The sequence below is a fragment of the Terrabacter sp. P5_B1 genome, assembly GCF_056400505.1.
This window is the reverse complement of the sequence record NZ_JBFULD010000077.1, coordinates 1-13,687: the sequence shown is the minus strand read 5'-3', so window position 1 is coordinate 13,687 and position 13,687 is coordinate 1. Positions and strand designations below refer to the sequence as shown.

The 13,687-nt window shown below is 66.6% G+C and carries 14 protein-coding genes and 1 pseudogene; 3 read left to right on the top strand and 12 right to left on the bottom strand.

From position 1 onward, the window contains the following. From AC1DP0_RS07910 to AC1DP0_RS07865, 10 genes and pseudogenes are all read right to left on the bottom strand, one after another. Positions 1-147 (bottom strand): leucine zipper domain-containing protein (locus AC1DP0_RS07910; RefSeq protein ID WP_478083449.1); only part of this gene is annotated, 147 nt, incomplete at its 3' end. Between the two features lie 532 nt (positions 148-679). Continuing rightward, positions 680-1,495, bottom strand: a complete 816-nt coding sequence (locus AC1DP0_RS07905; protein WP_478083444.1) for a hypothetical protein — start codon at positions 1,493-1,495, stop codon at positions 680-682. Positions 1,496-1,717: 222 nt separating this feature from the next. Then, entirely contained in the window at positions 1,718-1,996 is a 279-nt protein-coding gene (locus AC1DP0_RS07900; protein ID WP_478083442.1) for a hypothetical protein, read from the bottom strand. A gap of 170 nt (positions 1,997-2,166) precedes the next feature. After that, complete coding sequence (locus AC1DP0_RS07895; RefSeq protein ID WP_478083440.1) at positions 2,167-2,754, bottom strand: matrixin family metalloprotease; 588 nt, start codon at positions 2,752-2,754, stop codon at positions 2,167-2,169. An 861-nt stretch (positions 2,755-3,615) separates the two neighbouring features. After that, positions 3,616-5,064, bottom strand: a complete 1,449-nt coding sequence (xylB, locus tag AC1DP0_RS07890) for a xylulokinase (protein ID WP_478083437.1) — start codon at positions 5,062-5,064, stop codon at positions 3,616-3,618. Between the two features lie 8 nt (positions 5,065-5,072). Then, positions 5,073-5,482 (bottom strand): annotated as a pseudogene (locus AC1DP0_RS07885) (xylose isomerase); the annotation flags it as partial. 163 nt (positions 5,483-5,645) lie between these two features. Next, positions 5,646-6,050, bottom strand: a complete 405-nt coding sequence (locus AC1DP0_RS07880; protein ID WP_478083435.1) for a universal stress protein — start codon at positions 6,048-6,050, stop codon at positions 5,646-5,648. Then, positions 6,047-6,865, bottom strand: coding sequence for an ATP-binding cassette domain-containing protein (locus AC1DP0_RS07875; RefSeq protein WP_478083446.1), 819 nt, complete (start codon positions 6,863-6,865; stop codon positions 6,047-6,049). Before AC1DP0_RS07875 ends, AC1DP0_RS07880 begins: the two co-directional genes overlap by 4 nt. Positions 6,866-6,876: 11 nt before the next feature. Then, positions 6,877-7,896, bottom strand: a complete 1,020-nt coding sequence (locus AC1DP0_RS07870; RefSeq protein ID WP_478083433.1) for an ABC transporter permease — start codon at positions 7,894-7,896, stop codon at positions 6,877-6,879. A gap of 2 nt (positions 7,897-7,898) precedes the next feature. Next, entirely contained in the window at positions 7,899-8,993 is a 1,095-nt protein-coding gene (locus AC1DP0_RS07865) for a substrate-binding domain-containing protein (RefSeq protein WP_478083431.1), read from the bottom strand. Between the two features lie 129 nt (positions 8,994-9,122). Between AC1DP0_RS07865 and AC1DP0_RS07860 the strand changes: the two genes are divergently transcribed. The 3 genes from AC1DP0_RS07860 to AC1DP0_RS07850 all read left to right on the top strand — a co-directional run bounded on the left by AC1DP0_RS07860 (position 9,123) and on the right by AC1DP0_RS07850 (position 12,117). Beyond that, positions 9,123-10,151 (top strand): LacI family DNA-binding transcriptional regulator, encoded by a 1,029-nt coding sequence (locus AC1DP0_RS07860; RefSeq protein WP_478083429.1) that lies wholly within the window; start codon positions 9,123-9,125, stop codon positions 10,149-10,151. Positions 10,152-10,425: 274 nt separating this feature from the next. Then, positions 10,426-11,058, top strand: a complete 633-nt coding sequence (locus tag AC1DP0_RS07855) for a hypothetical protein (RefSeq protein ID WP_478083451.1) — start codon at positions 10,426-10,428, stop codon at positions 11,056-11,058. A 174-nt stretch (positions 11,059-11,232) separates the two neighbouring features. Next, positions 11,233-12,117, top strand: a complete 885-nt coding sequence (locus tag AC1DP0_RS07850; RefSeq protein WP_478083428.1) for an NYN domain-containing protein — start codon at positions 11,233-11,235, stop codon at positions 12,115-12,117. 282 nt (positions 12,118-12,399) lie between these two features. Here the strand turns inward: AC1DP0_RS07850 and AC1DP0_RS07845 are convergent, their stop codons facing one another. Further along, positions 12,400-12,720: a hypothetical protein gene (locus AC1DP0_RS07845; RefSeq protein WP_478083427.1), complete on the bottom strand. Its 321-nt coding sequence runs from the start codon at positions 12,718-12,720 to the stop codon at positions 12,400-12,402. 649 nt (positions 12,721-13,369) lie between these two features. Continuing rightward, positions 13,370-13,687 (bottom strand): hypothetical protein (locus tag AC1DP0_RS07840; protein WP_478083425.1); only part of this gene is annotated, 318 nt, incomplete at its 5' end.

Sequence of the window (13,687 nt, the reverse complement as noted above, 5' to 3'; positions counted from 1 at the left end):
GTCGTAGCGTGCGACCCAGCGGTGCGCGCACTGCCGCGAGATGCCCATGGCCTTCGCGGCATGAGCCACCGCCCAGCCCTGGCGGCGGACCCGATCCACCAGCAGACGACGGCCATGGACGTTGAGACGGGCGTTAGCGTGGGACACGAGAACCTCCGGGCGGTGCGGGACGTAGACACTCCTCACCTCACCCGGAGGTTCTCCTCATCGTCAACGCCTACCTGTCACCAACGTCCAGGCCGAGTACAGGTGTGAGCGCCGTTGGAGCGAGGCGAGAAGAAACACCCGCTCGCGGCCGCTCTGTACATCAGTGACGCGCCAGTCAAGTTCTACCTCGTCCACGTATCCTGCGAGCTCGCTGCTGGACCTGGAGGACCCACMGATGGAGGCGACGGACGGGGTCGTCCGTCGGTCAGCATTCCCCGGACGAGCGGGGAGACCAGGTAGAGGTCACTCGATGGAGGTGCGCCACACCGCCGCGAAGCGGCCACGTCCTTGCGCCCCGAAGCGGCCACGTTCTTCCGCCTCTTAAACTGCGCACTCGCCGCGGCAAAATGGGGGCGCCATACGGCGTCCGCACGCGCTGAGGCCTGTCCATGCACGGCTCTCGCGAAACGGCCCTGCAGTTCCATGAGGAATGCAGGGCCGCTTCGGCGTCGACGGAATGAGGACTAGGGCCTCACTTCACCGCGACGAACGTGTCATCGGACAGCATGTCGGGGGAAACAGACAGGACCCCGTCTTCCCAACCAGCCGCCGGCACCTCGAGCATGTCGTTGCCCTTCACGGACGCGCCCTTAAACACCTTGTCGAGCGAGGCGAATTGGTCCTTTGGGACAAACATTGTTGAGCCGCTGGTCGAGTCGATCGTGTTGCCCTGGGCGGTGACGAACTTGACGACCGCGAAGGCCGATGACCCCTGGGCGTCGTCACCGTTGTAGGTAGCGGTCAGATTGACGACCAGAAGTTTCTTGCCGGCCGCTGGCCTCTGCCCCAGCGAGTCCTTGTCTGCGGTCTTGACCGAGTTGATGGTGACCGTCCAGTCGCCGCCCTTGATCGCGGATCCGATGGGAGCAGGCTTCTCTCGAGACGCCCCCAGTTCCTTGTCAGCTGCGGCGGCGCCGCTCGAGGCCGCCGGAACCTTCACGCTCGTATCCACGGTGGTCTTGACCGCCTCATCAACGGCGTTGACGAAGGCGACGTTGACGACGATCGCGATGACCACCGCGAGCACTCCGAGAATGAGTCCGCTGAGAGCGAGACCCTTGCCCGTACCCACCTTCTTGGACTTCGCGAGGCCGACGGCAGCAAGGATGGCGCCCAGCACACCGAGGATCAGTCCAACGATGTTGAGCACGGGGATCCACGAGGCGAGCAAACCGAGCAGGCCAAGCACGAAGCCCGCTGTGGCAAGGCCGTTGCTGCCGTTCACTGGGGGAGGTCCTGACAGGCCCTGCTCGGTCGGCGGGGACTGCGGAATCTGGGTGTCGGACATGGTTCCCTCTGTCTGTTGTATCGCTTGATCGAGGCCTCGCGGGGTCAGCGACGTCTCTCCCGCTCGGCGAATGGGAGGATACCTGGACAAATAGCTCGATGTGGGAGAACCCGAAATCGGCTCATGGTCACGTACTCGACATCATCGGTGACTGAGTAGGCCACGGGAGACCTTGCTTAAGAGTCACTTCGAAAGCGGAGTCGGGGTGGCCTCGCCAGTCGCTCAACTTCGGGGAAGCGACGGATGCAATTTGTGCTCGTTTTGCCGGGACAAGAGCGTGGCTTGCTCGACGACGATTTCTTCCACATCCCAGCGGTAGTGAGGGAAGGCTGAGTGCACCGTCTTGAGCCTGGCGATGTAGCAGGCCAGTCCGTCGGCGGCGCCGGAGCCGCCGCTCACCTGTTTGGAGACGAACTCACCCAGCTCATCGAAGCGGTGCTCGTTGCAGCGGGCGAGGTACCGCTCGTACAAGGCGGCTACCTCAGCGCGCTCGAGGCGCATGGGTCATGGTGACACGGCCCAGTGCTGGTGCGCCACGCCCGCGGCTTCTGATCAAGAAGGTGACGATCGCGGTCATGGCGCGACCCGGACGATCGCAACAGTGCGTCGATTGCCGCCAGTGAACACACTCCCTCCAGCACCACAATCGGCTTACGTCTTCGCTGCTGCGCCTAGCTCGTGAAGCACGAACCCAGGCCGAGCTGCCTGAGGCCTTCTCGGTCACCAGAACCGAAGTCGCGTTGGGCGATGTTGTCCTCGTACATGAGTTGGTCTCGCGCGGGCACGTGACTCAGGCCGGCCAGGTGGCCGAACTCGTGCATGACGATCGCGCGGGCGGCAGCCCAACCGTCAGCTCGCTGCAGAACTTCACGAAACTGGGGTCCGTCGAGATTGACGGTGCCACTGACCCAGTGCTGCTGCGAAGGTGTGTAGTACGGCGCCCCGGCGGGTCCGGCAAACCCGGCCACAGGGCCTTGCAGCTCGGGAACCACTGAGGGATCGGTCCACGCCACGAGGACGGGCGACCACCGGTTCCCATAGCGAGACTTCTCAACCGGCGCCCGTCGGGCTGTCGGCGTCTCCGTCGTCGCACCCTCGATCACGAACTGCAGTCCCGTCGCGGCGCTAACGGAGCCGGCCGCTTCGCGAATCAGCTCGTCGGCCCCAGGAGGCGCCGCGGCATCGTTGACAATCAGATGGATTGGACGGCACGGGTCCCAAGAGACAGGCCGGCCCCCGAGCTCGGGGATGGTCTTCATGAAGACGTAGTCGGTGGACGACGACAGGCGCGGACCAGGCGTACTGAGCGCCTGAGTCCGGGCGTCCGCCGGCGCCGGGGGCCACAGGTCCCGGGTATCCGAAGGGCTCCGACCGGTCAGGGACGCGCCGTTGACCCAGCTGGGCACGTCGCCCTTTGGGATGGGTACCCCACCCGCAACTGCACTACTTCCCAGGTTCCCGACCAGGGCCGGGTGAAAATGGAGGGCGGCCGCGACAACGAGCAGAGCGATCATCAGGGGTACGGCGGTAGAGCCGCGGAGTCGACTTTTCAACGCACGACGGCCTCTCCCGCGACGAGTCGGTGGGTGCGGGACAACCGGCGCGGGCCACGGTGTCTCGATGCGTCTTGTGCGAGGACGCTGGCGTCCCGCTTGTAGGTCGGCGAGGCACCACAGACACAGCAGCTCAGATCGACCTCCGAGCTGCCCGGCGCGTTCGCCGGGGCGCAGATCTTCCCCACACGCGCACCGAACCGCGCGACCTACGGGGACCATCTCCACGCGTTCCTGCATGACGCCCCCCCCCCCGAAACTCGGTCCCCTGATTGCCGGAGTGATGAGTATCAGCGACCTCGGCAACGACCACTGCGAAATGGGCATAAGTGACGAATCCCAACATGAACGGGCGGCCTACTCACCGACCGAGCAACAAGCGCTCGCCCGTAGCCGCGCACCTCAAAGACCCGACCCACACCGCCGCTATCGACCAGCCGGACTTTGACCCATATAACCCTTGATGATCGCGCCTTCCTTGACTTGACTCGCGAGGGCAACACCCGCACAGCAGCCCAGGCTCTCAAGCGCAGTGCCCGCTGATGTGGTCCTTCGCGATGCCGGGGGCTAGTGGGAGGCTTGGCGAGCGGCCATGTGGTACTGCTTGAGGACCCGAGGGGCCGGGGCGGCGGTGCGGATCTCGCTCTCGGCCGCGGACCACTGCGGTGGCTCATCAGCTTGGGACAGGACCCACGCGGCCTGACGAGCGGCGCCGTCAGCGACGTACTGCCCCGCGGCAGGCACGAGAACAGGTACCCCGAAGATCGAGGGGGCGATGGCTCGTACGGCGGCGGACCGGGCACCCCCGCCGAGCAGGGTGACGCGGTCGACGGTGGTTCCCTGCCTGCGTACAGCTTCGATGCCGTCCGAAATGAGGCAGAGCATTCCCTCGACCGCGGCCCGGGCGACGTTCTCCCTCGTCATCGACGCGAGCGTCATCCCGTGCAGGGAGCCGGTGGCGTGCGGCAGGTTAGGCGTGCGCTCCCCCTCCAGGTAGGGAACGTGCACCAGCCCCTGCGCGCCAGGCTCAGCGGCCAGCGCGAGCCGGCTGAGCCCCTCATGGTCGACGCCGAGGACGCGCGCCGTCGCCTCGAGCACCCGCGAGGCGTTGAGCGTGCAGACCAACGGCAGGTAGTGGCCGGTCGCATCGGCGAACCCCGCCACCAGGCCGGACGCGTCGGCGGTTGCCGTCGCCGAGACCGAGGCGACCACCCCCGACGTCCCTAACGACACCGAGGTGTCGCCAGGGCGCAGCAGCAGGCCGAGGGCGGCCCCGGCGTTGTCGCCGCACCCCGGTCCGAGCCGCAGATTCCTGGGGCCGCGTCCCGGGTCACCTGAGCCCGCGGCCTCCCGCGGACCAAGCACTCGCGGCAGCACGAGGCGCTGCGCGGCCGCCGGACTCAGCCGCAGGGCCATGGCGAGAAGGTCGTACCGGTACTCGTTCGCCGAGGCGTCGAAGTAGCCCGTGCCTGAGGCGTCCGACCGGTCCGTCACGAGGGTGTCCAAGGACGTCGCTCCGCTGAGACGCCACGTGAGCCAGTCGTGCGGAAGAGCGACGGCCGCAAGGGCGCTCGCGTGCTCGGGCTCGTGCTGAGCCAGCCAGCGCAGCTTCGCGACGGTCAGGGACGCCACCGGGACCGAGCCCACAGCGGCCGCCCAACGCTCGGCGCCCTGTGTCGCGTCGGTGTCGCCGTCGCCGAGCTCGACGACCAGGTCGGCGGCTGCACCGGCCGATCGTGTGTCGTTCCACAGCAGCGCGGGCCGGATGACCGCACCCCGGCCATCCAGGCACACCAGTCCATGCTGCTGCCCCGCCACCGACACGGCAGCCACATCGTCCAGCCCGCCTGCCTCGGCCACGGCCTGCTGCAGCGCCTCCCACCAGCGCTCGGGATCGATCTCGGTCCCCGGGGGGTGCGGCGCGGTCCCCTGACGCACGAGCCGACCCGACTCCGCCTCGCGGATGACGACCTTGCAGGACTGGGTGGAGGAGTCGATGCCGGCGACGAGGTCCATGGTTGCGCTCAGCCGATCAGGTGCTCGAGCGCGAGCTGCTGGAGGTGGACGAAGCGGTAGTCGCCCTCCGCCGCCTGATCCGGGTGAAAGCCGTCGTCGGTGGCCAGGAGGTCCTCGACCATCTCCCCTCGGCGAGGGTCGGCTGGGCGAGGTCGAAGAAGCCGGCGTACGTCATGGCCGTCTGCACCCGCGGGTCTGCGCGGAACGCCTTCGCCTTCTCCCCGAGCATCAGGTACGTCGACATGCACGCGCGCGCAGAGTTCCAGACGCCGTCCATGTGCTCCGTGCGCGACGGCTTGTAGTCGAAGTGCCTCGGTCCGGTGTACCGGGGGCCGTCCGGGTATCCCGGGAAGCCGTTCTCCACGGGGTCGACGGTGAAGAAGGCCGACATCAGGTCGCCGTGGCCGATCGTTGTGTCTGTCGTCTCGAAAAGCACAGTCGAACGTCCGATCCTCGCGGCCACCGGATCCATCGTCATACCTCCGCCGAAAGAGAGATGTTCCTAACGCCCCGCGCATCTCGCCGGGACCTACGGTGGTGCTCGGCCTGGCTCCGCTCGAACCTGGAGCCGAGGCCGAGTCTCAGGGCGCCTTCGCCTTGACGGCGAGCACCGCGCACGGCGCATCGAGCAGCACCTGCTGCGCGGTGCTCCCCAGGAGGAGCTTGCCGACGGGGCTGCGGTGCCGAAGACCGATGACGATCAGCGCGGCGTCCTGTTCTTCGGCGATCCGCAGGATCTCGTCGGCGGCGGCGAGGCCGGTTGTCGGCTGGAGCATCTCGTGGCTGATCCCCGCGGCGTTGAGCTCGGCCTCGATGGCATCGATGTCCTTGGGGCTGGCAAACAAGGGGCTCGCGTAGTTGCCGTGCTGGCCGGTGTTGACGACGATGAGCCGTCCGCTGCGAAGCAGGGCCTCGTCCTTGGCCCTCTCGAATGCCGCGATGCCTTCGGGGCTCGGGATGTAGCCCACCACGATGACGTCGGTCACGGCGACGGCTCCAGGCGCGTGGCCCCGGTCATGATGGCCACCCCCTCACCCATGTCGTGGGTCTGCGGGGTGACCACTCCGGCACGGCCGCCGAGCCGCTGGATGTGGATCCGGTCGGCGACCTCCCACACGTGGGGCATGTTGTGGCTGATGAGGATGATCGACAGGCCCTTGTCGCGCAGCTGTTTGATCATGTTCAGGACCATGCCGGACTCCTTGACGCCGAGGGCGGCGGTGGGCTCGTCGAGGATGACGACCTTGCTGCCGAAGGCCGCGGCGCGGGCCACGGCGACGGCCTGGCGCTGACCGCCAGAGAGCGTCTCGACGGCCTGGCTCATGTTCTGGATGGTCTGGATGCCGAGGTCCTGCACCGACTGGCCGGCCCGCTTTTCCATGCCCTTCTTGTCGAGCATCCTCAGCACCGAGCCCAGCAGCCCCTTGCGGCGCTCCTCGCGGGCCAGGTAGAGGTTGCTGGCGATGTCGAGGGCGGGGATGACCGCCAGCTGCTGGTAGACGGTCTCGATGCCCGCCTCGCGGGCGTCCTGGGGCTTCTTGAAGTGGACCGGCTGCCCGTTCAGGGTGACATCGCCGGAGTCGGGGACGTACGCCCCGGTGAGGCACTTGATGAGGGTCGACTTGCCTGCACCGTTGTCACCGATGACCGCGAGGACCTCGCCGGGGTACAGGTCGAGGTCGACCCCGTCGAGGCCGATGACGCGGCCGAAGGTGATGACGAGCTTGCGCGCCGAGAGCACCGGGTCCTTGCTGTAGATGTCTTCCTTGCCGGCGGGGACGCCCCCGTAGGCAACTTCCATGGTGGGCGTGCTCATGCCTTCACCTTCCTGATCCACTGGTCGACCGCGACGGCGACGATGACGAGGATGCCGGTGGCCAGCACGCGCCACTGCTGGTCGACACCCATCTGGGAGAGCCCGAACTGCAGCGTCTGGACGATCAGCGCGCCGATCGCTGTCCCGATCAGACGGCCGCGGCCGCCGAAGAGGCTCGTGCCGCCGATGACCACCGCGGTGATGCTCTGCAGGTTGGCGTCGGGGACGGCGTTCGGGGTCGCCGCGCCGGCCCGCCCGATGAGGATCCACGCAGCGAGCCCGTAGATGAGCCCGGCGACGGCGTAGACGGCGAGCAGGATCCGCTTGCTCGGCACACCCGACAGACGCGCGGACTCGGGGTCGTCGCCGACGGCATACACGTATCGGCCCCAGGCGGTCTGGGCCAGGACGAAGCCCACGACGATATAGATGAGGACGACCAGGACGATGCCCCAGGTGAGCCGGAAGTTGCCGATGCCGAAGCCGTCGCCGAGGAAGTTGAGGATGTCGGGGAGATGAGCGGACTGGATGCTCTCACCGCCGGAGTAGAGCAGCGCGATGGCGGTGTAGATGCTCAGCGTGCCCAGGGTGACGATGAACGGCGGCAGGTTGAGTCGGGTGACCAGGAGCCCGTTGAGGGCGCCAGCCGCCAGCGCGAGCACGAGCCCGATGAGCAGGGCGAGGATGCCCGGCATTCCGTCGTCCTTGGCCAAGGTGGCCATGACCATCATTGAGAGCACCATGATCGCTCCCACGGACAGGTCGATGCCCGCGGTGAGAATCACGAGCGTCTGGCCCACCGCGAGGGCCGCGACGACCGCGGTCTGCTGCAGCAGGATCCCCATCGAGTTTGCCGTGAAGAAGGTCGGCGTCGCGATGTAGAACGCCACGAAAGTGATCAGGAGCAGGAACAGCGGGCTCAGCCAGGGGCGGGCGTGCAGCTGGTGCTGGACTCGCTGCAGCGGGGAGTGCTGCCGCCGAGCGAACTCGGCGGCAGCAGAGTCAACGGTCGTCATGGTCAGTTGCCCCAGCAGATCTTCGCGCCCTGGTCAGAGGTGATGCTCTGGACTCCTGCGACCGGCTTGTCCGTCACCAGTGCGACTCCGGTGTTGTAGAAGTCCAGGCCAGGAGATGTCGTCGGCTTCGCGCCGCCACGCGCGATCTTGGCGATGGCCTCCATGCCCAGGGTCGCCATCTTGAGCGGGTACTGCTGCGCGGTCGCCCCGATGACGCCGCTCTTGACGCTGGCAACACCGGCGCAGCCGCCGTCGACCGAGACGATGGTGGCGGTCGTGTTGGCAGCCTTCAGCGCCGCGTTGGCGCCCACCGCGGTCGGCTCGTTGATCGTGTAGACGAGGTTGATGTTCGGGTTCTTCGAGAGGCACTTCTCCATGGCCGTGCGGCCGCCGTCCTCGGCACCCTGCCCCGCCTCGTTGCAGACAATGGTGTAGTCGCCACCCTTGCCGCCGGTGTACTTGCCGGTCTTGGCCTCGTCACCGTTCTTCTTCGGGTCATTGACGGGGATTCCCATGCCCTCGAGGAAGCCCTGGTCGCGGTTGTAGTCGACCGAGACGATCTTGTCGTTGAACAGGTCGAGCAGGGCGATCGTGGCGGCCTTGCCGTTCAGCGTGGCGGCGGCCCACTGGCCGTCGAGCTTGCCTGCCTCGCGGTTGTTGGTGGCGAACGTGATGTCGACGGTGTTGGCCGGGTCGGGGGGGGTGTCCAGCGCGATGACGAACAGGCCCGCGTCGCGCGCCTTCTTCATCGCGGCGTTGACGCCGGTGCTCATCGGCGTGATGAGGATGCCCTTGTCACCGCGGGCGATGGAGTCTTCGATCGCCGTGATCTGGCCCTGGTCGTCACCCTCCTGCTTGCCCGAGGCCACGGTCAACTTGACGTTGTTCTTCGCGGCGTCGGCCTTGGCGCCCTTCTGCATGGCGACAAAGAACGGATTCGTCGAGTCTTTGGTGATGATTGACACCCCGACGGGTGCCTGACCGCCGCTCCCGGTGTCGGAGCTGCTGCCGCGGTTGCACGCGGCGAAGGAGACGGCCGCGGAGGTTGCCGCCGCGACAGCGAGCACGCGGCGGAGGGAGGGGTTCCTCAGGGTCATGCGAGTCATGGTGACCACTTCTCTCTGGGCGAGCTGGCGCCCCGTGACAACGTTGTCAGGACGTTTCTAGTCGCCGTTTGGCGGATTGTCAATGGGTGCGATACAACTACAGGCGTGACCGTGACATCGATGTCAAACAAGGCCCCGCGCCGTCCCCGTGCGACGATGCGCGACGTCGCGGCCTTGGCCGGGGTCAGCATCAAGACCGTGTCACGCGTCGTCAACCGGGAGGCCGGAGTGACCCCCGACGTCGTGGCCAGGGTCGAGAAGGCCGTCGCCCAGCTCGGCTACCGCCACAACCTCGCCGCCAGCAACCTGCGGCGGGTCAACAGCCGCAGCGCCATGATCGGGGCTCTCCTGCAGGATGTGAGCAACAGCTTCTCAGCCAGCCTCCTGCGCAGCCTCGAGGACGCGGCCCGCGACCGCGACGTGGTCATTATCGCCTCGAGCCTCGACGAGGAGGCCGACCGCGAGCGTAAGCTCGTCGAGGGCCTGGTGCGGCGCCGGGTCGACGGCCTCCTGCTCATGCCGGCGACCGACCGCCAGGACTACTTGTCGGACGAGCTGCGCAGCGGTCTGCCGGTCGTCTTCGTGGACCGTCGGCCCAACGGCGTCGACGCCGACTCGGTCACCATCGACAACGCCCTAGGCTCCCAGCTCGCGGTCGAGCACCTCGTGGCCCACGGCCACCGGCGCATCGCGATGCTCGGCGACCTGCCGACGATCCAGACGGCCTCCGCGCGCGCCCGTGGCTTCCGGGCGGCACTGGCCAAGGCGGGCATCCCCGAGGATGCCGGCCTCGTGGAGATGTCGCTCCGATCATCCGAGGACGCCATCGCTGCGGTGGGTCGCCTGCTCGACTCTGCCGAACCCCCGACCGCACTCTTCGCGGCGCGGAACTCACTGGCGATAGGCGCACTTCGCCTGCTCCACCAGCGCGGCGCCTCGCGGCGGATCGCCCTCGTCGGCTTCGACGACTTCCCCCTCGCCGACATCGTCGACCCCCCGCTGACTGTCATCCGCCAGGACGTCACCGCCATCGGCGCAGCCGTCGCGCGGCGGCTGTTCGCCCGCATCGACGGGGACGACTCCGTGCCCGAGCACATCGTGCTCACCCCCAAGCTCGTGCCCCGCGGCTCGGGCGAGATCCGCCCCTAAGCCTCGATCCACCGATGGGCTGATGGCGTGGCGTTGATCCTCGTCTCGGGCTGAGGCGGGGACGAGGGGCGTGCGGGATCGCCCGACCTCGCTGTCGAGGTGTTCGACTCCGGGTTCCTCGGCTCGCGCCGCCTGCCGCTGGGTGGTCCGGACAGAGCCGTGGCGGGCGGGTCGTCGACGCGGTCGAACAGCCGGGTCCACGGCTCCTGCCAGGGCCACGCTTGGGGCAGGTGCAAGGTGGTCCGGCGGGCGAGGTCGCGACCCGGGCGGGCACGTGGATCAGCTTGCGACGGACCATCGCGGTGGTCGCTTTCGCGAACTCGGTCGCCGCGGGGCCGAATGGCCACACGATTTGGATCGAGCTGATGATGGGCAGCGCATATCGCCCACGGAAATCGAGCAGTTCCAGGGAGTCGACTTCACCAACGTAGATGGTGCTGACGCGCTGCAGATCATGAAGTCCATCCCTGAGCCCGCGGTCAAGCGGACGTTGGCCCAGGTCGCAGGAGAGCCCGTCATCCCGGAGGGCTGGGGCGGTGAGCAGAGCGACTTTTGGACCACTCGGCTAAAGGTCCACGGCAAGGCCTACACCGCCGCCTTCTTGCTCAAGGGCCCAGCCGGAGGCCGCTTTTCGCGCCCCATGACCATCGGGATGCTTGGGAAGAACGGGGATCAACTTCAGCGCCTATCCGGCACGCCCGCTGAGGTACTCGTGCTGCAGCACTGTCTCGAGATCAGACCTGAGGTAATTGCCATACTGCGCAGCTTGGCCTCTGACTTCCGAAGCGTCCGGCACTACATGGTGATCGATGGGTACGACACCTACGCCATCCTGAGACACACGCGCGGTGTCGACCAGCGGCACGGCAAAGTGGCTTCGCCAGAGACATTTAGCCCGCCAAAGTGAGTCCGCGGAGGCAGCCAGTCACTTGCGTCTTTCCGCCGCGTCAAGGCGCCGGCTGAGGCGTCCCGGCCCGGCCGGATTCACACAGCTCGTCCGCATTGTGGGCCTGAAATCCCCGTTCGAATCGTGTCCGCTCCAGAGAGGGCGATGGTCCCCAGCGGGTCGTAGGCTCGCGCCATGAGCGAACGGGTTGCTGTCTACATCGACTTCGACAATGTGGTCATTTCCCGTTACGACGACATTCACGGCAAGCAGGCCTGGCGAAAGGACGATCCGCGCAAGCGTGGGCGGTCCGCGACGTCGACCGACCCGATCGACGTGAAGTTGGCCGCGGCCCAGGTCGATATCGGGGCGATCATCGACTACGCGGCTTCCTTCGGCAGCGTGTCGCTGAGCCGGGCCTACGCCGACTGGTCGGTCCCCGCGAACGCGGCATACAAGGACGAGCTGATGGGACGAGCTCTTCACCTTGTTCAGTTGTTTACGGCCTCTGGTGTGAAGAACGGAGCAGACATCCGGCTCGCCGTAGACGGTGTCGAGGACCTCATGCGCCATCACGAGATCTCGCACGTGGTTCTTGTTGCCGGAGACTCCGACTACGTCCCACTTGCGCAGAGCTGCAAGCAACTCGGTCGCTACGTGGTCGGCATAGGCGTCGCCGGCTCAACCAGCAAGGCGTTGGTGTCCGCCTGCAACGAGTTCATCGACTACGCCCACCTGCCCGGGGTCACGCCGCCGCCGGTGGCCAAGCAGGTAGTGGCGAAGGCGCCGGCCAAGAAGGCCGTCGCCAAGAAGACTCCGGCACGAAGGTCGGTATCGGCGGATCCCGCAGCAGAGGAGGCGACCGACCTGCTCGTACGCGCGATTCGGGTCGGCCTGCAGAAGGGCGATGACGACTGGGTCTACGCCGCTGGGGTCAAGAGCCAGATGCAGCGAATGGATCCGGCCTTCACGGAGAAGTCGCTCGGGTTCCCAACGTTCCGAGACTTCGTGGAGTCGCGGAGCGACAAGGTCGTGTCCAAGCAGCACGCCAATGGACAGGTGACCGTGCGGCTGGCCTGAGCTACCGCTCTGGCCGCCGGTGGCCGCTTTCGAAGGTGCGTCACGCCGCACAAGAGGGGCCAATCCCGAAGGTGCGCTCCCGCCTAGCAGACAGCGTGGCCAGGAAGTTCGGTTCGCCTCGACCGACAGCGCACGCCAACCGCACCATGCCTTGACCGCACGATTAACGCAGCAGGCTAACACTTCGTATCGGGTGTGGCTTCGCGGCTCGCACGTAGCGGCTGAACCGGGTCTTCCCTCCTGCCGAACTCTGAACGCGCGCTCGCGGCGATAGTTTCGTGTTTACTCCAAGGTCCACATTGCCTGGAGCTTGAATGGACCCTCGAACGTGTCGGTTGACTCAGCAGCGTTCGGGCCTGTGGAGGGTCCGCGCTGTTCGGCAAGCACGACGTGTTTCTCTTCGTAGTCGACAGCTACTCTGCGCCCGGTTGCATAAACCATTTCAAGAGTCTGTTGCAACCGTAGGGATTGCGTGTAAACATTGACGGTCTGGCCGTCCCCTGTACTCAGCGTAGCAAGACAACCGACCGCGTCAGTACCGGTGACGTCGCTAACATAGTCAGCACTGTTGATGAAGGTGATTCTGCCCGTGCTTTCACTCATCGCTGCTCCTAGCTGGCTGCGTCTAACGTGTTTTGAGTGTTTCTGGGTGGGCCAGACATCAGGGCAACTCCGTTGTAGGGAAGGAGAGCAATCTGGCCCTTCGGGGATCGTCATTCAGGCTGTCCGTAGTCCAGCCGCGATAAGCCCAAAGCGCGTGTCCAGTATGGCCGTCTCGATGCCCGAACTGGCCCTTAATCATTGGGTCCTGCCCCGCGTGCTCGCAATCGACCTCCAGCGGTGAACCTCAGTCAGTTGCCACGGGTGAACGCATGAGAATCCGGTGCACTGCGCTGCCGCCCGCGCGACCTCGGGTTGCCAGCGGGGGGAAAGCCTGTCCGATCGCGGCTCGTGTCCATCGCGACTGCACGGCCACGATTTCGGCCGGACCCTTGAACCCCTCGGCCTGGCGACAGCCGCTGGCAGGTCGGCGGCAACCGTCCCCAATGACGAGAATGCGGCGGTGAGTGCGCATCCTGCGGTCCGGCGGGTGCCTCGGGAACCTACGAGACTTGCCTCGTCCGACCCTACCGTCGACCCTGCCAGGGGACGGCCGCCATCGCCGACCAGTGCGGCCCTAGGCGCCAGGAGGCCCCTAGGCATCGGGAATTGGCGCGGGGTCATCCTGCCGGCAGCGGATAGCAGTGTCTTCTTACGCGCCTGTACCAGTGATCACCCACCGTGAAGCGAATTGCTCGGGGGACTCAACATGGCAAACAATTGGCGTGCCAAGATCTGGCGGGAAAAAGATGATGTCGGTCGGTGTGGCTTTCTCCTGCGCTGCTTTGGCTTGATCCGCGACGAGAACACCGTTCACCGTCTGACCCTCACCGAGAAGAATATCGGTGACCGTGCCCACCAGGTCATCGGCCATGCGCTGCCTATCCTCGTCGTTGAGTTTCAGCTCGAAAACGCTGAGCTTCACGTCTCGGGTCCCGACCAACCTCAGCCGCTCAGATGGATCTGCCAA

Excerpts from the sequence above, each read along its gene's own strand:
- AC1DP0_RS07905 (WP_478083444.1), bottom strand. The coding sequence starts at position 1,495 with ATGTCCGACACCCAGATTCCGCAGTCCCCGCCGACCGAGCAGGGCCTG.
- AC1DP0_RS07900 (WP_478083442.1), bottom strand. The coding sequence starts at position 1,996 with ATGCGCCTCGAGCGCGCTGAGGTAGCCGCCTTGTACGAGCGGTACCTC.
- AC1DP0_RS07895 (WP_478083440.1), bottom strand. The coding sequence starts at position 2,754 with ATGAAGACCATCCCCGAGCTCGGGGGCCGGCCTGTCTCTTGGGACCCG.
- xylB (WP_478083437.1), bottom strand. The coding sequence starts at position 5,064 with ATGGACCTCGTCGCCGGCATCGACTCCTCCACCCAGTCCTGCAAGGTC.
- AC1DP0_RS07875 (WP_478083446.1), bottom strand. The coding sequence starts at position 6,865 with ATGGAAGTTGCCTACGGGGGCGTCCCCGCCGGCAAGGAAGACATCTAC.
- AC1DP0_RS07870 (WP_478083433.1), bottom strand. The coding sequence starts at position 7,896 with ATGACGACCGTTGACTCTGCTGCCGCCGAGTTCGCTCGGCGGCAGCAC.
- AC1DP0_RS07865 (WP_478083431.1), bottom strand. The coding sequence starts at position 8,993 with ATGACCCTGAGGAACCCCTCCCTCCGCCGCGTGCTCGCTGTCGCGGCG.
- AC1DP0_RS07860 (WP_478083429.1), top strand. The coding sequence starts at position 9,123 with ATGTCAAACAAGGCCCCGCGCCGTCCCCGTGCGACGATGCGCGACGTC.
- AC1DP0_RS07850 (WP_478083428.1), top strand. The coding sequence starts at position 11,233 with ATGAGCGAACGGGTTGCTGTCTACATCGACTTCGACAATGTGGTCATT.
- AC1DP0_RS07845 (WP_478083427.1), bottom strand. The coding sequence starts at position 12,720 with ATGAGTGAAAGCACGGGCAGAATCACCTTCATCAACAGTGCTGACTAT.